A 24,161-nucleotide genomic window follows, 5' to 3' on the forward strand; every position below is an offset into this window, starting at 1 on the left:
TTTATCCTTTCTTATTAATTATCTTACTTTTTTTGTTTTTTCGTAGACTTGTTTGAAAATTGTTAGGAATTGTTCAACTTGTCCCATATCATTGTCATCATCGAGACTAATGCGAACAGCTGACTGCGCTAGTTTTGTAGGGACTCCCATGGCAATCAATGTTCCTGCAGGTTTTCCTGCTTTTGATGAACAAGCTGAGGTTGTTGAAATATAGATTTCATGTTCTTCAAAGGCATGAACCACTACTTCTCCACGAACACCTTTGATACCAAAGGTTAAGATGTTTGGAGCAAAAGTATCATCCTTACCAGAGAAAATAACGATATCTTTGTGCTTAGCTAGTTCGTCATAAATGATTTCTTTCATTTTGGCGATTTTTGGAAGGGCGTAAGCTTCTTTGTCAGTAACCAAGCGCAGAGCTTTCGCTGTCGCAGCAATCCCTGCAACGTTTTCAGTAGTTGAACGAAGGTCACCTTCTTGCCCACCACCAGCTAGCAATGGATTTAATTTTTTGCCTTCTTTTTTATAGATGAAACCGACACCACGCACACTGTGGAATTTATGACCAGAAAAGCTTGCAAAGTCAACACGTTCTGTCAAATAGTCAGTTGCTGGAATTTTACCGATAGCTTGAACAGCATCCACGTGGAATGAAATTCCTGGTTTATCAGATAGTAATTCTGAGATGGCTTTAATTGGTTGGATAGAACCAATTTCATTATTAACTGCCATGATTGAGACTAAAGTTGTATCTGGGCGCAAAAGCTCTGCTAATTTATCAACATCAACAAAACCTTTTTCATCAACTGGCGCGTAAGACACTTCAAAACCATGTTCGCCAAGCCATTTTGCAGATTCTTTGACAGCTGGGTGTTCGATATCTGATACGATGATGTGTTTTCCGTAGCGTTCTTTTTCAAATGCGACACCTTTAAGAACCCAGTTGTCTCCTTCAGTACCACCAGAAGTGAAAATAATTTCATCACTTTTAACGCCAAGCAAGCCAGCGATTTGCTTACGGCTTGCCTCTAGAATACGACTAGCTTTTGTGCCTAGATTGTGCAAACTTGATGGATTTCCATAAATTTTACTTGCCACTTCCTGATAAGTGCGCAAAACTTCAGGATAGGGAATGGTAGTGGCAGAATTATCAAAGTAAATCATTTTTTCTTCCTTCACAAAAAAATCAATACTACCATTATAACACAGTCTCTCATAAGTGTGAAAGCTTTAATCTTAAGTTTTTTAAGCCTATTTTTAAGAAAATGACCTAAAATATTTCTTAAAAGAGTCCTATCTCTTACTGGACATTTAAAATGAAAAAACTATAATAGAATCATACGCGAAAAAGGAGTTAAAAATGTCTCAACATTATTCTAGACGTCAAAAATCATCAAAAAACGATAAGGAACAAGCCCCATCAAAGCACATTAAAAAAGGTTTCTCAGCCTTTCAAAAAACAATTGCTCTTATCGGGTCTATCCTTAGTATTATCGTAGCAAGTATCACTATCACAAACGCCTTAAAAGGCTCATCAAGTCAAAAGCCAACTGATAAATCAACGACAACTGTTGTGATTAAAGAAGGTAACAAAGGCAATAACAGTAAAACTGATACTTCTGCGTCAACAACATATTCAAGTTCTGCTGCTAACAACAGTGTTTACAATAGTGACACTAATAGCAACAATGCAACTTATGACTCTAGCTCAGATTCTACAACTTACAGTTCAAGTGCTGATACAACACAAGACAACACTCAAACAAGTTCTCAAGCGACATCTGATACTACTGCAGGAAGTGCTACTGAAACAAATCAATAAAATCAAAGAGGAATGGGACGATAAAATTCCTTATCATCCCACCTCTTTTTTACTAGGTAAAATAAACTCATGACTTATATTGACACGCTAAATTGGATTCACTCTCACAAAGCTAATGGTCGCCGACCAAGTTTAGAGCGCATGCGCCATCTCCTTAACTTACTTGATAACCCGCAAAATAAATTTCCAGCTGTTCACGTTGTGGGAACTAACGGCAAAGGCTCTACAACTAGTTTTCTCCAACATATCTTAACAGCATCAGGTTATAAAACAGGTACCTTCACATCTCCTTTTATCACGCGCTTTAATGAACGTATCGCTATCGATAGCAAAGAAATTTCTGATAGCGATCTGGTTAAAACAGCACAGGCAATTAAACCTATCGTAGATAGCAATAACTTTCAAGAAAAAGTTGGTAAGGTAACAGAATTTGAACTTGTTACAGCTCTTATGTTCTATTACTTTGCAACTATCAATCCTGTCGACGTCGCCGTTATTGAAGCTGGTATTGGTGGTACTTTTGACTCAACCAATGTCTTTACAGCGAAAGCAGTTATCTGCCCATCAATCAGTATCGACCACCAAGAAACACTGGGGAAAACTCTTACTGAAATTGCTGGTCATAAAGCTGGTGTTTTAAATCCTCACGTTCCTTTTATTTTTGGTCAAATGACACCAGAGGTCCAAAAAGTATTTCATCAAAAAGCTAAGGAGCTCGATTGTCCGACATATGAACTGGATAAAGAGTTCTCAATCAGAGAAAATGGTGAAAACTTTGATTTTTATTATAAAGATATAAACATTGCAAACATTACTTTATCAATGCTTGGTCATCATCAACGAACTAATGCCTCGTTAGCTGCTATGGCTGCTATCATTCTTAAATCGTATTTCAAAAATATTACTAAAACAACTATCAAAAATGGCTTAGAAAATACGGTTTGGGCTGGGCGTTGTGAGTTGATGCGACCAAACCTCATGTTAGATGGTGCACATAACGAAGATTCGATTGCAAAATTAGTCGACGTGCTAAAAAAAGACTTTTCAAATCGCAACATTCATATCCTCTTTGCAGGCTTAGGGCGTAAGCCTTTGACACAAATGCTCGAAGAACTATCCGCATTTGACTTAGCAGTGACCAGTTTTGATTTCTATCAAGCACAAAGCTTGTCAGATTATCCTGAAAAATACACCAAAGTTTCTGACTATAGAGACTGGCTAAAGAGAGTCGAACAAAATCCTGAAGATTTCTTTGTTGTCACCGGTTCACTTTATTTCATCTCAGAAGTTCGTAATTTTTTACTCAATCAATAATCCCACCTGATTTTCAGATGGGATTTCTTTTTGATTAGTTTAGACTTTCAGCAAATTTACGTTTGATAAAGTTAGCTGAATTTTCAAGTTTAGCTTCTTCGTCAGCTGGCAAAGTTAATTTAACTTGTTCGATGATACCTTCTCGTCCAACAATAGCTGGATAGCTAAGGTAAGTATCTAGCGGTTCATAGTAATTAGAAACCGGTAATTCTTCATGGCTATTTGAAACAACTGCAATCGCCAAACGAATAGCTGCACTTGCAATCCCATAGCTTGTGTATTTTTTGCCATAAAAGACCGTATGTCCACCAATCATGGCTTCATGTGCAATTTCCTCAAGAGTCGCTTGGTCTGTAAAGTTAGAAATTGGTTGTCCTTTGACACGAACTTGACTCCAGGCCGTAAATTGTGAATTTCCATGTTCGCCAAGGTTATAACCGTAAACGCTACGCGCATCAACACCAAAACGTTCTGCAACGGCACGTTTCATACGAGCAGTATCTAGCAAAGTACCTGTACCAATAACACGTTCCTTTGGAAGACCTGAGTAGTGTTGATAGAGACTAGTAATGACATCAACTGGATTTGAAATAGCTACAATAATCCCTTTAAATCCAACCTCTTTTAGCTTTTTAGCAACCAAAGGCACTTCTTGTGCTGAAAAAGGTAACTCCGCAAAACGGTCTGCATTTGGATTATCTTGAAGTTTGATATTTCCTAGAGCTGAGATAACCACATCGGCATCTGCTAAAGCTTCATAATCATTAATCACAATATTGGCATGTTGATTTAGATTCGCTGCAGCATCACGGAAATCAACCGCATCTGCGGTAACTTTTTTCTCATTGGTATCAATTAAGACATAATCATCAAAAGCCCCTTGAGCAATCAGTCCATGAGCAACTGTTGAGCCAACATGACCCATTCCAATAATTCCGACCTTACGTGACATAAAACAACCTCCTTATAAAGTTATTAATCATTATAGACCTTTACTTTCGAAAATACGAAAAAAACCTAACATAAAATGTTAGGTTACAATTACTATTTCAAAAGGTCTTGTAAAGGACCAAAAATAATTTTTTCAAGGTCTGCTACATAAACTGACAATGATTGTTGAGCACCAAGATAAGCTTTAAGAACTGGATTTGCTTCGATTTTAGCACCCAATTCTTGCATTTTAGTTTGTTCATCACCAGTCGGCATTTGACCTGATTGCAATTTGGCATAAAGACCTTGTTGGAATTCAGTGAATTCTTTAAACAAAGCTTTTGCTTCTTCGTCAGCATCAATCGCAGCACGGCATTCTTGTGCTTTTTTGTATTCAGGAAGAACACGGATTTCGCGTTCTAGTTCATTTGCTAAATCATAAATATTTGCCATAATTTTTCTCCTCTAAATATGAACTTTATAATCAGTTTTTTCACTAATAACTGTTTTAGCATGTTCCAAATCTTTAACATTTTTAAATGAAATTTGTAAAATCCCATTAATATCTTCGCGGTTTTCTTCATTGACATGAATATTAACCAAAGATGTTCCGCGAAGCAATTCCAAGATTTTCAAAATAACATCTTCTTCATCGGGAACATCGATAAAAAGATCGAAGGCACTTTCCACGCCACCGCGTTTATGGATTTGCATTTCCTTACGCGTTTCTTTGGCGTGGTTAAAATAATTCCAAATCCCATCCCCATCACCTTGTAAAATGAGTTTCTTAATCTCATCGAGTCTATCCTTGAAATCATCGATGCGATTAGCAACAGCTTCTTTATTAGTCAAGAGAATGCTGGTCCACATGCCTGGCTCACTTTCAGCAATACGTGTCATATCACGAAAAGCACCCGCCGCAAAATGATTAGCCATTTCATGCTCTGCTGCATAATCACCTGCCTGCTCCATCAAACTTGCTGCAAGGACATGTGGGAAATGTGAAATTTGACTCGTTACTCGGTCATGCTCTGCCGCGTCAATTTCAATATAACGCGCATGAAGCCCAGTTAAAATTTCCTTGAGTTCATCAATCGTTCCAGTTCTTGTCAACGAAGATGGTGTGAAAATATAATAAGCATTTTCAAATAAGTTCACATCAGCAGCAATCGCCCCTGACTTGTGAGAACCTGCCATAGGGTGTGAGCCGACAAAGCGAACAGCTTTACCAGCCAAGTATTTTTCTCCCGCCTCAACAATCTCACGTTTTGTTGAACCAGCATCTGTAATAATCACTTCCTCTTTCAAATCCATTTCAGAAAGCGTCTTAATAAACTCAATGGTCTGTTTAATCGGAACTGCCAAAATAATCACATCTGCTAGAGGTGCAAATTCTTTAAAATCTGCTGTCGCTTCATCAACAATCCCACGCTCAAGTGCAACATTTCGTGATTTGTCAGAACGATTGTATCCTAAAATTTTGTAATCTGGGTGGTCACGCTTAATTCCTAAGGCAAGAGATCCCCCAATCAAACCTAAACCTGCAACGTAAATCACTTTATTTTCCATAGTTTCTCCATTTCCGGATAACAATACCTTATAGAAAGAAGCTGAGCACTTTTGTCTCAGCTTCTGTCAACTGTTTATGCATTAAAAATGTTTGACATAATCACGATGACGAGCGACAGCTTCTTTTAGTTCTTCGAGATTGTCAGAAGAAAATTTTTCAAGAATCTCATCAGCCACAACCGTTGCCACAACTGCTTCCATAACAACACCTGCTGCTGGAAGAGCCGTTGGATCTGAACGTTCGACAGTTGCTTTATAAGGCTCGTGAGTTTCAATATCAACTGACATCAAAGGTTTATAAAGCGTTGGGATAGGTTTCATGACACCACGCACAACAATTGGTTGACCGTTTGTCATACCACCTTCAAAACCACCAAGATTATTAGTACGGCGTGTGTATCCTTCTTCTTCGTTCCAGAGGATTTCATCCATTACTTGGCTACCTTTAAGGTAGCCATCTTTGAAACCAAGTCCAAACTCAACACCTTTGAAGGCATTAATTGAAACAACGGCACCAGCAATCTTAGCATCAAGTTTCTTATCCCATTGCACATAAGAACCAAGTCCAACAGGAACACCACCAACAACTGTTTCGACAACACCACCAATGGTATCTCCGTCCTTTTTGATTTGGTCAATATAATCTTTGATTTCTTGTTCACGTTCTTGGTTAACAATTGACACTTCTGATTGGCTAGCTAATTCTTTAATTTGTGACACAGTGAGTCCTTCTGGAACATCAACTTCTTTACCGCCAAAGACCACAACGTGGTTAGCAATTTCAATGTCCAACTCAGCCAAAATACGTTTTGCCACAGCACCAACTGCCACACGCATTGTTGTTTCACGCGCAGAAGAACGTTCTAGAGAATTACGCAAATCTTCAAAGCGATATTTCATTCCACCTACAAGGTCCGCATGACCAGGACGTGGATGAGTAATTTTACGTTTTGTTTTAAGAGCATCATCAATATCTTCAACAGCCATAATGTCTAACCATTTTTCGTGGTCTTTATTGATAACGTTAAGAGTAATTGGAGCTCCTGTTGTTTTTCCATGACGCACGCCAGATGTTATTTCAACCTTATCTGACTCAATTTTCATACGTCCGCCACGACCGTAACCGCCTTGGCGACGTTTCAAATCAACATTAATATCTTCGGCAGTTAAAGGAAGTCCCGCAGGGACTCCTTCAATAATAGCCGTTAAACGCGGTCCGTGAGATTCACCAGCTGTCAAATATCTCATATTATTTCTCCAAATACTCTTTCATCTCTTCAAGGGGGATCTGATTGATCGCTGCGCTACCAAGCTCTGGCACAATGACGGTCTTAATCATTTTACCACGAGCTTTTTTGTCATGTACTAAAGCTCCGTAAAGCACCTCAACATCCCATGGTTGGTAGTCTGTTGGCAAACCAAATTTTTGGCACATTTCAAAAATCTCTTTAGTGATACCTTTAGGCATTAAACCTTTTGCTTCGGCAACACGAGAAATTTGTACCATACCAATGGCAACAGCTTCACCATGCATCACTTTACCATAGCCTGCAGTTGCTTCAACGGCATGACCAATGGTGTGACCAAAGTTAAGATAAAGACGAACACCATTATCAAGTTCATCTTCTACAACAACTTTACGTTTTACATTACATGAGCGATAGATAATGCTTTCTGCATGTTTTAAAATGCTTTCAGGCGAACCATCCATAGCAGAAAGTTCGTCCCAAAGTTCAACGTCTTCAATCAAACCATACTTGATAACTTCCCCCATACCTTCAATGAGTTCTCGTTTTCCAAGCGTTTGAAGGGTTTCAGGATCGATTAAAACACCATCTGGTTGCGTAAAGGTTCCAACCATATTTTTAGCAAATGGTGTATTAACACCTGTTTTACCACCAATTGATGAATCCACTTGAGCCGTTAGACTCGTCGGAATTTGCAAGAAATGAATTCCGCGCATATAAGTAGACGCTACGAAACCAGCTAAATCTCCAACGACACCTCCGCCAAGCGCAACGATTCCATCGCTACGTGTCATACCATTTTTAATCAAAAATTCATATGCTTTATTGACTGTTTGAAGATTTTTTGATGCTTCACCTTCTAGAAAATCAAAAACAATCACTTCAAAGCCAGCATTCTCAATGCTAAGCTTAACTTTTTCAGCATACAAACTTCCAACATGGTTATCTGTAATAAGGGCAATTTTTTGAGGTTGCCAAAGTGATTTTACCCAATCACCGGCTTTAGCTAAGACACCTTTTTCAATCACAATATCATAAGGTGTTTGTGGGAGATTAACATTCAATTTCATTAGCGTCACCTATTTTTTATCCTATTTTGTATTGTACTTTTCTTCCAAAGCTGACCAAATCTCAGCCGTTGGCATAGTCTCACCAGTCCAGATTTCAAAAGCTTCTGCTGCTTGGAATAACAACATACCCAAGCCATTAAGCGCTTTGAGACCTTTGCTTCGAGCTAATTTCAAGAATGGTGTTTCAAATGGTTGATAAATTGTATCAGCCACCAAAAGACCTTCAGGAAACTCAAAGTCTTCTGTGATAATCATTGATTTACCATCCATTCCAACACTTGTCGCATTGACAAAAAGTTGTGATTCTAACACTTTTTCTTGAATTGTCTTCAAATCTTCGACTGGATAAACAGTAATAGATACACCAGTTTTATCAGAAAGTTCTTTAGCTTTATCTTGAGTCGCATCCAAGAACTGTGTCTGATTGAAAATGTTAATATGACCAGCACCATTTAATGCTGCTTGTGCAATAAGAGCTGTTGCAGCTCCTCCGCCACCAAGAATAGTCATTGTCTTGCCTTTGACATCAAAATCAGCAAAAGTTGCAAGGCTTCTAAAGAAACCAATACCATCAGTATTGTGGCCAACCAACTTGCCGTCACGATTAATAACGGTATTAACCGCACCAATCAAGGCAGCTGAGTCTGTCAACTCATCCATATAAGGCATAACTTTTTGTTTGTATGGCATTGAAATATTCACACCAAACATGTCATAACGTTTAACATTTTCCAAAGTAACCGCTAGGTCTTCCTCAGGAATATCCCAGGCAACATAAACACCATTTACACCTGTTTTATCAAAAGCGTAATTGTGAATAAATGGTGAAATAGAGTGTTTAATCGGTGTTGCCACGACAGCGGCTAAGCGAGTGTATCCATCAATCTGCATCAAGTACCTCCCTAATACGTTTCATATCGGCAAGAGCAACCTGTCCAGGTGCACTTGCTTGGTCTAGGCTTGCAAATGACCATGATGAGCCGAATACATCAACAGCAAAACGTGAAACACGTCCAAGTTTGCCCATTGACATAGTCGCATACTCTTGTTCAGGATTTAGTGTTTTAAATCCACGAGTGTAGTTCATCAAGTCAATAACATCTTGTTCACTTTGGGGCATAACAGCAACCTTAACTACACGAGGAGCTAGGGCTGTTAATTCAGAAAATGATTCCATCAAGTTTTCAGGAGTCTCTTCAAAATTATGATAAGACAAAACTAGATTTGGAAACTCTAACATTTGTTGAAAGGCTTCTTTATGTGAAAAATATTCAAAATCAATATAGTCTGGGTGGTAAATAGCATTGATATTTTTCAAAAGCTCAACATATTCGTCATCAGATAAGTTAAGATTACCACCTTCTTTATCTGTGCGAATGGTAAAAATAATCTCTCTGCCGGAAAATTTTTCAAAGATAGCTGGCGCAACAGTCATGATATCTTCTTTGGCTAAGTAATCAGCTCGCCATTCAATGATATCCACATCTTCGAATCTCGAAATATCAATCGACTGCGCCTCTTCTAAATCTTTCGGCATAATAGGTACTACTATTTTCATTTCTCAACCTTTATTGTAAATACTTTCAAATAATTACTGCTCATATCTGCCTTGTTAACCGTGAAATCACTTGGCAATTGTTGCAAGCGAATATATTCATGCTTAACAGAAGCAAATCCTTTTTCCAATTGTTTCTTAAACTGTGCCACAGTCAAATTAGCTGCATTTGTAGAAGCAATGATTATTCCATCATCTGACAAGACTTCTAGTGCTTGGCTAATTAAACGGTGATAGTCTTTAGCAACAGAAAATGTTTGTTTTTTGTTACGAGCAAAACTTGGTGGATCGATAACAATCAAATCAAAAGTCAAGTTTTTACGTTTAGCGTATTTGAAATATTCAAAAACGTCCATGACCACAAAATGATGATTTGTCACATCAAGGCCATTGGCTTCAAAATGCGCTTGAGACAGTTCACGAGAACGTTTAGCTAAGTCTACAGAAGTTGTTTCAATCGCACCACCCATAGCTGCTGCAACTGAGAAAGCTGCTGTGTAAGAAAACATGTTTAGAACACGTTTTCCAAGACCTAGTTCATTAATTAAAGCATCACGGACTTCATGTTGATCTAAAAAGATACCTGTCATCAGACCATCATTCATGAAAACACTGTATTTGACACCATTTTCCAAAATGGTAAAGGCTTCAGGTGCTTCTTGACCATAAATGTGAGCTGACTCATAATCAAGTCCTTTAAAACGAATTTTTTCATATCCGCCTTTAACCGCAGGATAAACTTTTTGAAAGGCTTTAACAATGATATCACGATACTGATAAACAAAAGTGTTGTACCAAGAAAATACAACAAAATCAGCATAACGATCTATCGTCACACCACCGAAATTATCGCCATCTTGATTAAACAATCGATAAGCTGTTGTCAAATCAGAGTTTTCAAAGTGTTGACGCTTCTGCTTAGCCTTACTAAACAAGCTTTCAAAATAAGACTCTGTCAAATCAACCTTGCCATTTCCTAAGAACCAACCAATCCCTTTATTTTGACGAGATAGGTAAGCTGTTCCTAAAAACTGACGTGAGTGATTGTAAAGAGCAACTAACTGATTATCTAAATCAAGTTGATGAAAATCTTTTCCATCCAAAAGTTGAATACCACGCTTAATTTTCTTTTCAACGAAAGAATCCACGTATAGTTTGTTCATGAAGCCTATTATATCAAAAATTCAGAATTTTTCCCACTAAATTTTATATTTCACAGGCATAAGAAGCAACTTTTTACGCCTAAACAAGGGGATTCTATTAAAGATTAGAGAAGTAACCTAGATAACAGAGTTATTTTTGCATCTAATACACTAAAAAATAGTGGTCGCTTAACCGAGATTTTGCCTTAAAATGCGCTACAGTTCCTTATACTAAAAATCTTAGCTTTATGATATAATGGGAACTGAGATTTTATCTTTAGGAAAAAAAGAATAAAGGAAGTTCCTACAGTGAAAAAAATGAAACAAATTATCTCTCACGTGGTTAATACACGTTTGGGATTTATTTTGACACTTTTAGTCTTGTATTGGCTAAAAACTATGTGGGCTTATCACGTTGACTTTAGTCTTGGACTAGAGAATCCGTATCAACTTTTATTATCAATTATCAATCCTATTCCTCTCGGATTGCTTCTACTCGGGTTAAGCCTCTATATTAAGAGAACACGTGTTTTTTATATCGTTAGTTGGATTATTTACACAATATTAAATATTCTTCTTATTTCTAACTCGATTTATTTCCGTGAATTTTCGGACTTCATTACTGTAAGTGCTATGCTAGCAAGTAGTAAAGTTTCTGCTGGTCTTGGTGACTCAGCCCTTAACTTACTGCGTGTTTGGGATATTATTTACATTATTGATTATATCGTTCTACTTGCACTATTTGCTACTAAGAAAATAAAAGTTGATAATCGTCCATTTAACAAGCGTGCAAGCTTTGCTATTACGGCCTTATCAACTCTATTCTTTTCAATTAACCTTTTCATGGCCGAAATTGATCGACCTGAATTGTTAACTCGTGGTTTTTCAAATGTTTATGTAGTTCGAGCGCTTGGTTTGCCATCATTTACAGCCTATAGTGCTAACCAAACCTATCAAACAGAAAAAGTTCGTAGCGAAGCCACTGCTTCTGATTTAAAAGAAGCTAAAGAATATGTGTCAGAGCATTACGCAGCACCAAATTCAAAATATTTTGGTATTGCTAAAGGACGAAACGTCATTGTTATTCACTTAGAAAGTTTCCAACAATTTTTGATTGATTACCATTTGCAAGTTGACGGAAAATCATATGAAGTCACTCCGTTCTTAAACTCGCTATATCACTCAAATTCAACACTAGCTTTCTCAAACTTCTTCCACCAAGTTAAAGCAGGTAAAACATCTGATGCTGAAACCTTGATGGAAACGTCATTATTCGGTCTCAGTAGTGGTTCATACCTTGTTAACTACGGTGGAACAAATACTGCTTATGCTGCCCCATCAATCCTTGGACAAACTGATGATTACACAAGTGCTGTTTTCCACGGTAACGTTGGTACCTTCTGGAACCGTAATAATGCCTATAAACAATGGGGTTACAACTACTTCTTTGATTCATCATATTTCACAAAACAAAACAGTGAAAACTCATTCCAATATGGATTGAATGATAAATACATGTTTGCTGACTCAATTAAATACCTTGAGCACATGCAACAACCTTTCTATACTAAGTTTATTACTGTAAGTAACCACTACCCATACACAAGTTTAGCTGGTAATTCTGATGAAGAAGGCTTCCCATTAGCTAAAACCGATGATGAAACAATCAACGGTTACTTCGCAACTGCTAACTACTTAGATTCTGCCGTCAAAGCTTTCTTTGATTATTTGAAAGAATCTGGTTTATATGATAATTCGATTATCGTCCTCTATGGTGACCATTATGGTATCTCAAATTCAAGAAATACCGACTTAGCGCCACTTCTTGGAAAAGACTCTGAAACTTGGACAGGTTATGACAACGCCATGTTACAACGTGTTCCTTACATGATTCACATTCCAGGATTTACCGAAGGACATATCAGCAACACCTTTGGTGGTGAAGTTGACAACTTACCAACGCTTCTACACTTGCTAGGTATCGATACAAGCAACTACGTTCAACTCGGACAAGACTTGCTTTCTAGCGATAATAAACAAATCGTAGCCTTTAGAACATCAGGCGATTATGTGACACCAACTTATACAAGTTATAGCGGTCGCCTCTACTACACTGACTCTGGTCAAGAAATTACAAACCCTGACGAAAACACTCAAGCAGCAACTAAAGCTATTCGCGATGCTGTTGCTAAACAACTTTCTGTCAGCGACGAAGTTCAAACTGGTGACCTACTTCGATTTGATAAGAATGGTCTAAAAGAAGTCGATAGTTCTTCAATTTCTTATACACATTCTCTTAAAACACTTAAATCAATCGAGAAAAAACGCGGTGACGAGTCAACTAGTCTATATAGCGAAAATGGCGACGAATCAACAGTCGATCTCTTCAAAGCACCAAGCTACATGCAACTTCACGAAAGTTCAAATAGCTCAAGCTCTGAATAAGTACTCATAATTAAAAAGTCTTGCTAGGTTTAGCAAGACTTTTTTTGATACCTTCATTTCTAAGTTTGGTAAATATTCATCGAAAGTACGGTGAATAAAGAACAATACTTTCATTGTACAACTAACTCTTAGGGTAGCCATTTGCTTCTCCTATCGCTCTAATTTCAGCACTAATTAAATTTTATACTAAATCTATAAACTATTGAATTAGAGGTATAAAGACAAGAAAAAAGGCTAACCAAAGGTTAGCCTTTTATTAATTCTTATTTACCAAGTTTAGCTTTAGCTGCATCTGCAAGAGCTGTGAAAGCTGCTGCATCGTTAACTGCTAAATCAGCAAGCATTTTACGGTTAACTTCGATTTCAGCCAATTTCAAACCGTGCATCAATTGTGAGTATGACAAACCATTCATACGAGCTGCCGCATTGATACGAGTGATCCAAAGTTTACGGAAATCACGTTTTTTCTGACGACGGTCACGGTATGCATAGTAGTAAGAGTTCATTACTTGTTCTTTTGCAGTACGGAACAAGATATGTTTTGCACCATAGTAACCTTTAGCAAGTTTCAATACACGTTTACGACGTTTGCGTGATACAACGCCACCTTTAACACGAGCCATTTATATTCTCCTCCAAATAATTCTTAATAATATCGAGTAATTGCTTTAGTCTTATTTAAGACCTGAAAGCATTGCTTTAATACGTTTGAAATCTCCTGAGTGCACCATAGCTGCTTTACGAAGATGACGACGTTGTTTTTTAGTTTTACCGTGGAAACGGTGTGAAGTAAATGCGCGGAAGCGTTTCAATCCACCAGAACCTGTACGTTTGAAACGTTTAGCTGATGCGCGGTGAGTTTTTTGTTTTGGCATTTTAGAATTCTCCTCTTAAAATAGTTTAAAATTGACAATTATTTCTTGTCTGGAATTGGAGCAAGTTGCATGAACATTTGACGTCCATCCATTTTAGCTCTTTGCTCAATAATAGCAATATCTTGCGTTCTTTCTGCAAATTCCGCCAATACCTTTGCTCCAATTTCTTTGTGAGTAATCATACGACCTCTAAAGCGAATTGAGACTTTCACTTTGTTTCCTTTTTCAAGGAATTTACGGCCGTTACGAAGTTTAGTCTCGAAGTCACCTTTATCGATAACTGGGCTAAGACGAACTTCTTTAACAGTCACAACGCTTTGTTTTTTACGTTGTTCCTTACGTTTCTTTTGATACTCAAATTTGAACTTTCCGTAGTCCATAATTTTAGCAACAGGTGGCGTAGCTTGTGGCTGAATTAGAACCAAGTCAACATTAGCATCATCAGCAATAGCTTGTGCTTCTGACAATGGTTTAATTCCTAGTTGTTCACCATCAAGACCAACGAGACGAACTTCGCGAACGCGGATTTCATCGTTAATGAATAGATCTTTCTTAGCTATGATCTTCACCTCTTTATTTTTTTAGAGAAAAACGAAACGGACTTGATAAATCAAGCCCGCACACACGTAATATTCCATTCGGAATCTTTGACATGTTGGGCCAGACAACCGTAGTCGCAAGGCGAGAAGTTCTCACTTCTGCTTTTCTCATTGATTATATTCTATCATAGAGACTAGTCCATGTCAATGATTTTTTCCGCTTTTTCTTGAATAAATTTCACAACACCATCAATATCAACACCTGTTGTATCAAACGTGATGGCATCTTCTGCTGCTTTTAATGGTGAAACCTTACGGTGACTATCTTTATAATCACGTTCTGCGATTTCACGTTTAAGTGTTTCAAAATCAGTTTCGATTCCTTTTTCTTTATTTTCTTTGAATCGACGTTCTGCACGTTCTTCAACAGAAGCAATCAAAAAGATTTTAAGTTCAGCATCAGGTAAAACAACTGTACCAATATCACGACCATCCATAATGATGGCACCATTTTTAGCAATACGACGTTGTTGTTCAACAAGTTCTTCGCGAACTTCTGGAATAGCTGCTACCCATGACACGTTATTTGTCACGTCATTTTGACGAATAGCAAGGGTAACATCTTTTTCACCAACAAAAACAGTCTGGCTGCCATCTTCTGCTCGACCAAATGACACTGGGTTATTGGCCAATGCTTTTAAAATTTCTTCTACATTATCTTCTGTTAAATTATTTTGTAACGCTAAATAAGTTGCTGAACGGTACATTGCTCCAGTATCAAGATAAGTATAGCCAAGATTTTTAGCAATAATCTTGGCTACTGTACTCTTACCACTTGAAGCAGGACCATCAATCGCAATTCTAATTGATTTCATGATTCCTTTTCTTCCTAATTAATGTGTACTTCATCTCCAGGATTTGCATACCAGTATCCTGAAGTCATGTGGTCAGGATTAAGTTCATAGAGTTTGTCAACTGAAATTCCTGCACGTGCAGCAATTGATGCCGCACCTTCACCAGACATAACTGTAATGGTATCCCCATTACCTTCACTTGATGATTCAGTTGTGTCACTTGAACTAGCATCTGTAGACGAAGCTTCCGTTGATTCTTGTGAGCTTTCTGAACTTGTCGCTTCAGATGAAGAGACAACACTAGATGAAGCGCCATAAAAATTAGATGTTTCTGACGCTTTATCACCACCACGATTTGAAGTGTAAAAAACAACAAACAAAATCGCAACAACAATAACAAAGAAAACACTCAATAAAGCTGTCAACAAAGGTGTGCTGATAACTGAACCTTTTGTTTTACGGCTAATTCTGATTTCGTTGTCATCGACTACTTTTTCTTCCCATGGTTGTTTTGCCATAATGTCCCCTTGTTAAATATATCAATTCATATTACAATAATAATATGAAAGTATCAATAATTCCTGAAAAATGTATTGCCTGTGGCCTCTGCCAAACATACTCTAATCGATTCGATTACCATGACGATGGCATTGTAAAATTTGCTGATTCTGATTTATTAGAACAAACAGTTCCAGACTCAGACAAAGACACCCTTCTTGCTGTCAAATCTTGTCCAACCAAAGCTCTTACAATTTAGTAGGAGCTTTTTTGTTAGACTTATAAGCTTCAAAATAATCAAGTTTGATAAAATTATCCGTCAATTCAACTGTACCTCGAAAATCAGGATGAACAGCTAGAGCATCTAAGAAATACTTCTTAGGCCATTTGCGCATGTAAAAAATCCTATCCGTTTGATTTTTAATTTTTAAAACTAAACCAGATCTATTGACTTCAATTTTTTCAATCTGTGCAATCGCAACCCTTGATTTTTTAAATGGGTTAAGTGATACAATACGCAGTTTACCATCTTCTTCAATTACGAAATAACGATGGAATCCTAACCCTACCAAAACAATAAAGGCAGCAAATAAAACAAAGAATTGACTCGGTATTTTTGTCCGCTCGAATAATAATGACAAACCGATAAACATTGGAACCATTGCAATTGACCAATAAATAATTGACCAAGATAGTTCTGGTTGCCAATGGTATCGAATCTTTCCAAAGATTTTAATCATTGCGGTCCTCCATTTAGCTAATTCTAACAAATAAGGCTTAGATAAAGCTTAATTATTTTTGAACGATTCCAATAATAACATCCACTGCTTTTTCCATTGTTTGAAGACTGACAAATTCAAAGCGACCGTGCATGTTTTCCCCACCAGCAAATAAGTTTGGTGTTGGAATGCCCATAAATGAAATCTTAGAACCATCTGTTCCACCGCGAATTGGTTCAATAACCGGTTTAATGTCTAAATCTTCCATGACTTCTTTGGCCAATTCAACTGGAGTCATATCTTTTTCAATGACTTTCTTCATGTTGTAATATTGGTCGTTCACTGTGATAAGAACACAGTCTTTACCAAGTTCAGCGTTCATCTTATCAGCGATTTCTTGAACTAATTTTTTACGATTTTCAAATGATTCGTCTTCAAAATCACGGATAATATATGAACTATGTGCTTTTTCAACAGCACCTTCCATACCATGCAAGTGGAAGAACCCTTCATATCCTTCTGTTTTTTCTGGACGATCTGCTTCTGGTAATTGATTGTGGAAATCAATAGCTAATTGCAAAGCATTAATCATTTGGTTTTTAGCAGTACCAGGGTGAACATTACGTCCCATGAAATCAATCTCTAAACTTGCAGCGCTAAATGTTTCGTATTGAAGTTCGCCAAGTGGACCACCATCAACAGTGTAAGCAAAATCAACATTGAAATCATCAACGTCAAATTTATTAGCTCCAACACCAATTTCCTCATCTGGTCCAAAGCCGACACGAATTTCACCGTGTTTAATTTCAGGATGAGCAACCAAGTATTCAATCGCTGTCATGATTTCAGCAATTCCAGATTTATCATCTGAACCAAGAAGAGTTGTACCATCGGTTGTTACCAAAGTTTGTCCAAGGTAATTGTTCAAATTTGGAAACTCTTCTGGTGAAAGTGCATAGCCAGATTGACCAAGTTCAATAGAACCGCCAGCATAATTTTCGATAATTTGTGGGCTGATTCCTTCTGCATTAAAATCGGCTGTATCCATGTGAGCAATAAAACCGATTTTACGTGTTTTAGTTGAATCGTTAGCTGGTAATGTACCAACAAGGTAACCATTTGTTAGATAATGCACGTCTTGCAAACCAACAGACTCCATCTCAGGTTTCAAAACATTCAAAGCAAAATCGACTTGAGTTTGAGTCGATGGCGTTGTTGTACTATCTGGATTACTACGTGTATTAATCTTAACGTAGGTCAAAAAACGATTTAATAAGTTTTCGTAAGACATCTTTCACCTCTATTTTTCTCGTTAACTATTATATCACATAATCGGTTAAAAAAAACAACCCCAAGGGTTGTTTTTTAGGTCAGCTTCACTCAAAAACTAACAGATTTATTGCGAAACGTGATAGTATGCCTTGTTAGCTAAATCGCCTGAATTTATATCAGCTGACGAAATCACACGATCCTTTGAAACATCTGTTGGATCAGATTGACCATTCAAATAATCTGATGAAAAAGCCGTATTAGCTGGGACAATATACAACGTAACATTTGATCTTGCACCAGTCTGAACATCTAGTAGTAGAATACCATTTTGATCGATATCTAAAATGTTAGGGGTCATTCCTTCGGTAGCTAATCCAGTGTTATTAAAGGTTAAAACATTTCCAGATGCATTTTGCCAATTTCCTGCCATCGTAGCATAGTCTGCTTTTAAAATAGCACCTGTATAAATTGGAGCAATCTCTTGTTCAACTTGTGTTGATGAAGCTTCAGTCGATGAAGGCTGACTTTCTAAAGAAACTGACGATGACGAAGCACTACTTTTACTTGAACTTGAAGAAGTTACTTTAGTACTTGTTTTCGTTGCTGTTGAAGATTGTTTGCTATGATTATTGGTATGACTTGTACAAGCTGTCACCATGCAAAGTGACAAGACTAAAGCCAGAACAAGTTTTAAACTCTTTTTCATCGCTATTCCTCCTTTTACCAAGTAAATCGACCTGTGTAATCAATACTTTCATCAAGAGCATGTGAGAGTTTTGGTGAAACACTCGTATACTGCCAAGCAGCTGTATTTGAATAATATGACAAAGATTTAGCTGATTCTTGATCTAAATAGGTATATGCATACAAGTAATGCGCTACCCATAGATTTGATAAACCAAATTTAGCTGTATTTAATTTTCCACCTTTAGTGTCCAACCAGCTTGCCATCGTGTAGTAAACATTGTTACTGTAGCCAAGACGATTCATTTCATCTTTCCACGCTTGGGTATTAGCATTAAGGTCACCGTTTAGCATGCTACGTTCTTCCATGTCATTGACCATTGTCGTTGAGCCTGAAAGTCCCATCGATTGCGCTACACGAACAAAATATTGAGCCTCTGCTCTTGCTTCTGCTGCTGTTCCATAATGAGAATAATGATAAGCTGATACTCTCAAACCAGCTGCTTGCGCATTAGCAATTTGCGCTCTAGCATAAGGATTTGTGTAAGAAGTTCCTTCTGTTAACTTAACAACAACACCCGTAATTCCTTGACTCTTCAAACGTTGATAATCACTAACCGAAATAACACCGTTGTGACTACTGATATCAATGAAATAAGACGGCGCGTGTTGTGCAGGCTCATCAGCATTCAAAGCATATTGCCCTAAGTTAAATCCTGAGGTTGTATTGTCTGTGAAATCAACATAGACGTGAACAGTATAGTTACCTTTGATGTAGCCATGGTTTTTCTCATTAACCATGACAGTCACTACACCATCATACACATCAGAAGTTGTGTACCAGTGAAGGTTGGATTGATTACTTTCCGACCAGACAGCAACACTGACTGATTTAATCTTCTTAGTGTATTCAGATTCAGCAATTCGAACTTTTAAAGTCCCACTATTTGCATCATGATTTTGAACTGACACCGCTGGATCAACAACATACTTATCTGTTGATAAATCAACACCGTTTGTCGATGATAAAGCTTCTAATGAATGACTAACTTGGCTTTGACCATAGATATGAATATTGTAATGGCCAGATTCAAAGTTATGTTCTTTAGGCGAGAAGGTTAAGATATAAGTCCCATCAGATTGTTTAATAGCCTGATACCATTTAATATCATCTTGACCGTTCAAACTTGTCCAAACTGGAATTGTAATACCAGTTACATACACTGGAACATTTGAAACAGTCACCTTAACTTTAACGTCGCTTTCTTTTGTAACTGTCGCTTTAATCTCTGGTTTCGGCACATTAATGCTTGTTGCACTGATACATGTCATTTGACCATTGATAACAGCGTAGGTATGGATAAGATATGTTCCATAATCGCCAGTATATTTTACTGTTAATTGACCATTCGCTGGAACTTGATACCAGATAAGATCATCTTGATCATTCTTAGCTGACCATACCGCATGCATAACTTTTAAATTTGAGCTGACATCACTTGGCATGCTGATGTTAATACCATTCTGACCTAGGCTTGCTTGAACCTTAACATCACCAAATTGGTAATCAGATTCAAAACGTGTTCCAAGCAAAGCTGTTTGACTATTTGTGACACGGCTATTTCCATAAACGTGAACATTGTAAGTGCCAGCTTCAAGGTTATGAGTTGCTTCACTAAAAATAACATAGTATGAGCCATCAGCAGCTTTAGTAGCCTTATACCATTGAATGTCATCTTGACCATTCTTTTCAGTCCACGTTGGTACTTGAATACTATCAATGTAAACCGGAACATCAGTAATTGTGACTTTATAAGTTGTTGGACTTTCTTTAGTAATTTTAGCTTTAGCACTTGGTTTTGGCACGTCGATACTTGTCGCACTGATACATGTCATCTGACCTTTAATCACAGCGTAAGTATGGATAAGATAAGTGCCATAATCACCAGTGTACTTAGCTGTCAGTTGACCATTAGCTGGAACTTTGTACCAAATCAAATCGTCTTGGTCATTTTTGGCTGACCAAACAGCATGGTAAACGGTCATATCTGAGCTAACATCACTTGGCATGCTAATTTGGATACCATTTGATGTCAAAGTTGGTTGAACTTTAACATCACCAAACTGATAATCTCCTTGGAAGCTTGTACCAGTAAGACCTGTTAGCGAATTTGTAACTGCACTTGTCCCATAAACATGGACATTATATTTACCACTTTCTAGGTTGTGCTCAGCGATACTAAAGGTTCTTGTAAAAGTGCCGTCAGCATTTTGAGTAGTACTATACCACTGAATATCATCCTGACCACCTTTTTCTGTCCAAGTTGGTAGTTGAATACTAGTGATGTAAGCTGGAATATCACTGACTGTCACTTTGTAAGTTGTGCCATTGACTTTTGTGATTGTGACCTTAGCACTTGGTTTTGGAACATCAATGGTACGACCATTTAAACCAATCATTTGACCATTGAGATTTTGGTAAGTATGGATATTGTATTTTCCATATGAACCAGTGTATTTGGCTACGACATGTCCATTGCTATCAGCTGTGTACCAAATCAGGTCATCTTGACCATTGACCTCAGACCAAACGGCAAACATGATTTTAGCACCTGCTGGAATGGCCTGGTTGTACTGAATATCAAAACCTTTGTTAGTTAAGGTCGCACTGGTTACTTCTTTTACAACAGCTTTAGAAGCAGCTAATTGATTAATTACCTTTTGACTAGCAGCTTGGACAGCTGATGTTGAGACCTTTGACTCAGCAAGGTTTGACAACGAAGTCTTACTAGAAACATGATCTGTTGTAGCATCAGATGATTGTGACTCTTGTACCGCTGAATTATCAACGTTATTCCCTTCAGAATTTCCTGCTGATTCCTTATTATCTTCAGAAATTGAAGGATTAATCAGACTAGTTTGGTCATCGGCATTTTTTTCAGCTTCTTGACCATCAGCAATTGCTGAATCTTGCTTATCAGCATCGGTTAAATTTTGTGATTCATTTTGAACTTCAGATGATGATAATGAGTTGTTTGTTTCATTATCATCAGAGATAACACTATCACTGTTTAATTGAAGTGAACTAGATTGCTCTACCGATGATTGAACATTCTCAGTTACTGTCGTTGATTGGATGGTTGTGTTTTCGTCAGCGAAAACTTGCCCCGAACTTAAAAAAGCTCCTATAATAATCGGAGATACTAGGCAGCTTCGAAGGATATTCTTTTTCAAATCAATCCCCCTCTTTCTATTCTTTACTCGTATCCATTTTATCATGATTTTGTAAGCCCTTCAAGCACATATGCTTTCGCTAAACAAAAGAAGGCAGCGATTTCAAAATCACTGCCTAAAATATTAATCTGGATAAATGTAAGAAACATTAGAAAAGAAGAACAAATCAAACAAGCAAAGTTCAGCTAAAAAAGTTAATCTATTCAAATTCAAAGAAATCAGAATGCTTTAGGATATAACCTTTTCCTTCTGTTAAATCATACTGAATCATTTTCAAATCTTTAGCAACTTTTTTACCATCACTATCAAGTTTGGATTTATCGACACTTGCTTTATTTAAAACTTCTGTTAATAAAGCGTAATAAGGCGATACTCGTGAATTTGTATGTGCTAATAATTCTGCTGGAAAATCGCTTGAGTTTACTAGTGGGTAATCATCTTTAACGGTATCGTGATTGCTCCAAATAAAGTAATCAGTTAAATACTGACTTTCAGGACTATCTTTAAATGCTGTTTTAGGATAGATTCCAGGTAAATGGTCCCCATAAAAAACAACGGTTATTTTCTTATCAATTCCTTGCAATTGTTGCAAAAATTCAGCGGTACTACTATCTGTATAGCTCAAAAGTCTAGCATAATTTGTTAAACTTTCATTTTCCTCAGCACTCAGTCTATCACTACTTGCAGTAATGTCGCTCAAATCAGTTGGAATCCAGGGACCGTGATTTTGCATTGTCATAACAGAGAAAAATTGATTTTGAGAAGAATCTATTTTGGCTAAAATATTATCATATGTCGATGAGTCACTTGGATAAGCACCTAACAAATTAGCTTCTTCAGCAATATTATCAGACCCTGATGTTGCAATAAATTCATTAAATTTTAACTTCGTATAGACAGAATTACGAGCATAGTGTGTAGCATCAGATAAATGAATTACTATTCTATTTTGAGGATCAAATGCATTACTAATTGATGGAATATAAGTCATATCTGGAATAACCTCAGTATACAAAACTGAAATCATATCATTAAAATTGTACATAGGTAATCCAGTCAGAGTTTGAAATTCCATATTAGCTGTTCCGCCACCATAACCATCGGATTTCATTAAACCAGAAGTTGTTTCTGATTGAATTTGCTTAATCTGTGGTAAAACTGGAGCAGATAAAGTCACACCTGGAACACGTTCTGGATCTGCTAGACTTTCACTTAAAATAAAGATAACTGTTTGATTAGAAATATTTTCTGTTCTCGTTGTATTAATTTCTTTTGCAAGACTCTTATACTTTTCATAAAGATTATCAATTTCCTTTTGACTATATTTTGACGGTTTTTCAATATCTGTAATAGTCATTTGCTTTAGCCATACAAAGCTTAATGATTGAAATCTTGCATTAGCTGACGTTCCAAGCCAATTTACATCATAAAGATTATAAACAGCAGATAAAACCGGAATTTTATCCGGAATTCTGCCGTCTTCTTCGTTAGAAAATACAGTTAAAACTGTTACAAAAGATAATACGATTGTAGCAATTAACGCTAAACGTAGTTTCAGATTTTTATAAATTTTACCTGGCAAGCAGCTTTTTCTAAAATAATACAAGGCAAAAATAACCCAAGCTGTTAACGTTAAAGTGACTAATAAAGTATTATCGTCAACATAGTCTTTAAAAAAAACTATATCTCCAATCCAATTCAAATCAGATAATAAAAGTGGCTCATTACGAGTAGAGAATTTGACCATGTTAACATAACTGATTAATACTCCTATGATAACATTTATAACCGTTGCTAATAAATATCTATTTATTAGTATGTAAATAAATAAGAAGCATATTGCAATAAAAACTATTTGAAAAATAGTTGCACCTGATGCAGTGTAATACCCGTACCAACTTCCTTGATCAGTAATTCCTGCTTGAATTGAATAATTAAAAACAAAAGCCAATAGAAAACTTGTTGATAAAGCTAAAGCTGGCGTCGGCTTATTTTCACAAAGATAGGCAATGCCTTTTACAGCCGAATATGTTATCAAACTGAAAAAAAGATACATTCCAAGAGAATACCAGAACAACTGACCTGCGTAAGGTACTTTTTTTATATCACTTACGGCAAAAAGCTTATTCGATAGAAAACTTTGAACAAACTGATTACTTGTAACAATAAACATCGTTGCAAACTGGCTCAATATGTGAACATAAAATTTTGAAATTTTTTTATACTCAAAATTAAAAAATTTTATGTTCAAGAGTTTTTTCGAATCCATAATCTTAAATACGAAAATAAGAAGCAATAAAATCAAAAAACATGGAATAAAATTCGTATCCCAGAAGCCATGAAATTTAGTCCAGTCAAATTCCTCATTATTAAGATTTAATGTCATTTTAGC

23 protein-coding genes and 1 other annotated feature are annotated in these 24,161 nt (G+C 36.8%); of the genes, 4 read left to right on the forward strand and 19 right to left on the reverse strand.

All coding sequences use genetic code 11. The annotated features are described in order from the left end of the window. Positions 1–18: 18 nt before the first annotated feature. On the reverse strand, positions 19–1,164 hold the full coding sequence (locus E0E02_RS04420; protein ID WP_133017949.1) for a cysteine desulfurase family protein: 1,146 nt from the start codon (positions 1,162–1,164) through the stop codon (positions 19–21). A gap of 196 nt (positions 1,165–1,360) precedes the next feature. On the opposite strand from E0E02_RS04420, the gene E0E02_RS04425 reads away from it, so the two are divergent. Further along, the gene (locus tag E0E02_RS04425) at positions 1,361–1,822 is read left to right on the forward strand and encodes a DUF6556 family protein (RefSeq protein WP_133017950.1); all 462 of its coding nucleotides are present in this window, start codon (positions 1,361–1,363) and stop codon (positions 1,820–1,822) included. Between the two features lie 69 nt (positions 1,823–1,891). Next, positions 1,892–3,136 (forward strand): folylpolyglutamate synthase/dihydrofolate synthase family protein, encoded by a 1,245-nt coding sequence (locus tag E0E02_RS04430; RefSeq protein ID WP_133017951.1) that lies wholly within the window; start codon positions 1,892–1,894, stop codon positions 3,134–3,136. Positions 3,137–3,170: 34 nt separating this feature from the next. Here E0E02_RS04430 and E0E02_RS04435 read toward each other — a convergent pair whose 3' ends face one another. From E0E02_RS04435 to E0E02_RS04470, 8 genes are all read right to left on the reverse strand, one after another. Continuing rightward, entirely contained in the window at positions 3,171–4,088 is a 918-nt protein-coding gene (locus E0E02_RS04435; protein ID WP_133017952.1) for an L-lactate dehydrogenase, read from the reverse strand. A gap of 92 nt (positions 4,089–4,180) precedes the next feature. After that, positions 4,181–4,519 carry a YlbF/YmcA family competence regulator gene (locus tag E0E02_RS04440; RefSeq protein ID WP_020916975.1) on the reverse strand — a complete coding sequence of 113 codons (339 nt, stop codon included), beginning with the start codon at positions 4,517–4,519 and terminating at the stop codon, positions 4,181–4,183. 12 nt (positions 4,520–4,531) lie between these two features. Beyond that, positions 4,532–5,635: a prephenate dehydrogenase gene (locus E0E02_RS04445; RefSeq protein ID WP_133017953.1), complete on the reverse strand. Its 1,104-nt coding sequence runs from the start codon at positions 5,633–5,635 to the stop codon at positions 4,532–4,534. 81 nt (positions 5,636–5,716) lie between these two features. Next, a complete protein-coding gene (gene aroC / locus E0E02_RS04450) occupies positions 5,717–6,883 on the reverse strand; it encodes a chorismate synthase (protein WP_074602247.1) in 1,167 nt (388 codons plus the stop codon). A 1-nt stretch (position 6,884) separates the two neighbouring features. Then, entirely contained in the window at positions 6,885–7,952 is a 1,068-nt protein-coding gene (gene aroB, locus E0E02_RS04455; protein ID WP_133017954.1) for a 3-dehydroquinate synthase, read from the reverse strand. A gap of 21 nt (positions 7,953–7,973) precedes the next feature. Then, positions 7,974–8,843: a shikimate dehydrogenase gene (locus E0E02_RS04460; protein ID WP_133017955.1), complete on the reverse strand. Its 870-nt coding sequence runs from the start codon at positions 8,841–8,843 to the stop codon at positions 7,974–7,976. Continuing rightward, positions 8,833–9,510: a type I 3-dehydroquinate dehydratase gene (gene aroD, locus E0E02_RS04465; RefSeq protein WP_006532529.1), complete on the reverse strand. Its 678-nt coding sequence runs from the start codon at positions 9,508–9,510 to the stop codon at positions 8,833–8,835. The genes E0E02_RS04460 and aroD overlap by 11 nt, the downstream gene beginning before the upstream one ends. Then, complete coding sequence (locus tag E0E02_RS04470; RefSeq protein ID WP_133017956.1) at positions 9,507–10,670, reverse strand: class I SAM-dependent rRNA methyltransferase; 1,164 nt, start codon at positions 10,668–10,670, stop codon at positions 9,507–9,509. Before E0E02_RS04470 ends, aroD begins: the two co-directional genes overlap by 4 nt. Positions 10,671–10,958: 288 nt before the next feature. Here E0E02_RS04470 and E0E02_RS04475 point away from each other — a divergent pair, with 288 nt between their 5' ends. Further along, positions 10,959–13,094 carry an LTA synthase family protein gene (locus E0E02_RS04475; protein ID WP_074867926.1) on the forward strand — a complete coding sequence of 712 codons (2,136 nt, stop codon included), beginning with the start codon at positions 10,959–10,961 and terminating at the stop codon, positions 13,092–13,094. 263 nt (positions 13,095–13,357) lie between these two features. Here the strand turns inward: E0E02_RS04475 and rplT are convergent, their stop codons facing one another. The 5 genes from rplT to E0E02_RS04500 form a co-directional block, all read right to left on the reverse strand. Next, on the reverse strand, positions 13,358–13,717 hold the full coding sequence (rplT, locus tag E0E02_RS04480; protein WP_000124839.1) for a 50S ribosomal protein L20: 360 nt from the start codon (positions 13,715–13,717) through the stop codon (positions 13,358–13,360). Positions 13,718–13,768: 51 nt separating this feature from the next. Then, positions 13,769–13,969 (reverse strand): 50S ribosomal protein L35, encoded by a 201-nt coding sequence (gene rpmI / locus E0E02_RS04485; protein ID WP_003065422.1) that lies wholly within the window; start codon positions 13,967–13,969, stop codon positions 13,769–13,771. A 38-nt stretch (positions 13,970–14,007) separates the two neighbouring features. Further along, entirely contained in the window at positions 14,008–14,538 is a 531-nt protein-coding gene (gene infC / locus E0E02_RS04490; protein ID WP_003065423.1) for a translation initiation factor IF-3, read from the reverse strand. 13 nt (positions 14,539–14,551) lie between these two features. Continuing rightward, positions 14,552–14,679 (reverse strand) — a sequence feature (ribosomal protein L20 leader region). Between the two features lie 23 nt (positions 14,680–14,702). Further along, a complete protein-coding gene (gene cmk, locus E0E02_RS04495) occupies positions 14,703–15,383 on the reverse strand; it encodes a (d)CMP kinase (protein WP_133017957.1) in 681 nt (226 codons plus the stop codon). Between the two features lie 14 nt (positions 15,384–15,397). Then, entirely contained in the window at positions 15,398–15,880 is a 483-nt protein-coding gene (locus E0E02_RS04500) for an SAG1386/EF1546 family surface-associated protein (protein WP_006532536.1), read from the reverse strand. A 44-nt stretch (positions 15,881–15,924) separates the two neighbouring features. Between E0E02_RS04500 and E0E02_RS04505 the strand changes: the two genes are divergently transcribed. Then, positions 15,925–16,119, forward strand: a complete 195-nt coding sequence (locus E0E02_RS04505) for a ferredoxin (RefSeq protein ID WP_006532537.1) — start codon at positions 15,925–15,927, stop codon at positions 16,117–16,119. On the opposite strand, the gene E0E02_RS04510 is transcribed toward E0E02_RS04505, so the two are convergent. From E0E02_RS04510 to E0E02_RS04530, 5 genes are all read right to left on the reverse strand, one after another. Continuing rightward, positions 16,109–16,600, reverse strand: coding sequence for an EbsA family protein (locus E0E02_RS04510; RefSeq protein WP_014334922.1), 492 nt, complete (start codon positions 16,598–16,600; stop codon positions 16,109–16,111). The two genes, E0E02_RS04505 and E0E02_RS04510, sit on opposite strands and share 11 nt — an antisense overlap. Before the next feature lie 52 nt (positions 16,601–16,652). Next, a complete protein-coding gene (gene pepT / locus E0E02_RS04515) occupies positions 16,653–17,870 on the reverse strand; it encodes a peptidase T (RefSeq protein WP_074964482.1) in 1,218 nt (405 codons plus the stop codon). Between the two features lie 105 nt (positions 17,871–17,975). Then, the gene (locus E0E02_RS09425; RefSeq protein WP_165937135.1) at positions 17,976–18,557 is read right to left on the reverse strand and encodes a DUF6287 domain-containing protein; all 582 of its coding nucleotides are present in this window, start codon (positions 18,555–18,557) and stop codon (positions 17,976–17,978) included. Between the two features lie 14 nt (positions 18,558–18,571). Next, positions 18,572–21,769 carry a GBS Bsp-like repeat-containing protein gene (locus tag E0E02_RS04525; protein WP_240789015.1) on the reverse strand — a complete coding sequence of 1,066 codons (3,198 nt, stop codon included), beginning with the start codon at positions 21,767–21,769 and terminating at the stop codon, positions 18,572–18,574. A gap of 199 nt (positions 21,770–21,968) precedes the next feature. Next, the coding region (locus E0E02_RS04530) for an alkaline phosphatase family protein (RefSeq protein WP_133017959.1) at positions 21,969–24,161 on the reverse strand (2,193 nt) is incomplete at its 5' end.

The sequence above is a fragment of the Streptococcus sp. KCJ4932 genome (assembly GCF_004352745.1).
Lineage (GTDB): Bacteria > Bacillota > Bacilli > Lactobacillales > Streptococcaceae > Streptococcus > Streptococcus ruminicola.

Excerpts from the sequence above, each read along its gene's own strand:
- E0E02_RS04420 (WP_133017949.1), bottom strand. The coding sequence starts at position 1,164 with ATGATTTACTTTGATAATTCTGCCACTACCATTCCCTATCCTGAAGTT.
- E0E02_RS04425 (WP_133017950.1), top strand. The coding sequence starts at position 1,361 with ATGTCTCAACATTATTCTAGACGTCAAAAATCATCAAAAAACGATAAG.
- E0E02_RS04430 (WP_133017951.1), top strand. The coding sequence starts at position 1,892 with ATGACTTATATTGACACGCTAAATTGGATTCACTCTCACAAAGCTAAT.
- E0E02_RS04435 (WP_133017952.1), bottom strand. The coding sequence starts at position 4,088 with ATGTCACGTAAGGTCGGAATTATTGGAATGGGTCATGTTGGCTCAACA.
- E0E02_RS04440 (WP_020916975.1), bottom strand. The coding sequence starts at position 4,519 with ATGGCAAATATTTATGATTTAGCAAATGAACTAGAACGCGAAATCCGT.
- E0E02_RS04445 (WP_133017953.1), bottom strand. The coding sequence starts at position 5,635 with ATGGAAAATAAAGTGATTTACGTTGCAGGTTTAGGTTTGATTGGGGGA.
- aroC (WP_074602247.1), bottom strand. The coding sequence starts at position 6,883 with ATGAGATATTTGACAGCTGGTGAATCTCACGGACCGCGTTTAACGGCT.
- aroB (WP_133017954.1), bottom strand. The coding sequence starts at position 7,952 with ATGAAATTGAATGTTAATCTCCCACAAACACCTTATGATATTGTGATT.
- E0E02_RS04460 (WP_133017955.1), bottom strand. The coding sequence starts at position 8,843 with ATGCAGATTGATGGATACACTCGCTTAGCCGCTGTCGTGGCAACACCG.
- aroD (WP_006532529.1), bottom strand. The coding sequence starts at position 9,510 with ATGAAAATAGTAGTACCTATTATGCCGAAAGATTTAGAAGAGGCGCAG.
- E0E02_RS04470 (WP_133017956.1), bottom strand. The coding sequence starts at position 10,670 with ATGAACAAACTATACGTGGATTCTTTCGTTGAAAAGAAAATTAAGCGT.
- rplT (WP_000124839.1), bottom strand. The coding sequence starts at position 13,717 with ATGGCTCGTGTTAAAGGTGGCGTTGTATCACGCAAACGTCGTAAACGT.
- rpmI (WP_003065422.1), bottom strand. The coding sequence starts at position 13,969 with ATGCCAAAACAAAAAACTCACCGCGCATCAGCTAAACGTTTCAAACGT.
- cmk (WP_133017957.1), bottom strand. The coding sequence starts at position 15,383 with ATGAAATCAATTAGAATTGCGATTGATGGTCCTGCTTCAAGTGGTAAG.
- E0E02_RS04500 (WP_006532536.1), bottom strand. The coding sequence starts at position 15,880 with ATGGCAAAACAACCATGGGAAGAAAAAGTAGTCGATGACAACGAAATC.
- E0E02_RS04505 (WP_006532537.1), top strand. The coding sequence starts at position 15,925 with ATGAAAGTATCAATAATTCCTGAAAAATGTATTGCCTGTGGCCTCTGC.
- E0E02_RS04510 (WP_014334922.1), bottom strand. The coding sequence starts at position 16,600 with ATGATTAAAATCTTTGGAAAGATTCGATACCATTGGCAACCAGAACTA.
- pepT (WP_074964482.1), bottom strand. The coding sequence starts at position 17,870 with ATGTCTTACGAAAACTTATTAAATCGTTTTTTGACCTACGTTAAGATT.
- E0E02_RS09425 (WP_165937135.1), bottom strand. The coding sequence starts at position 18,557 with ATGAAAAAGAGTTTAAAACTTGTTCTGGCTTTAGTCTTGTCACTTTGC.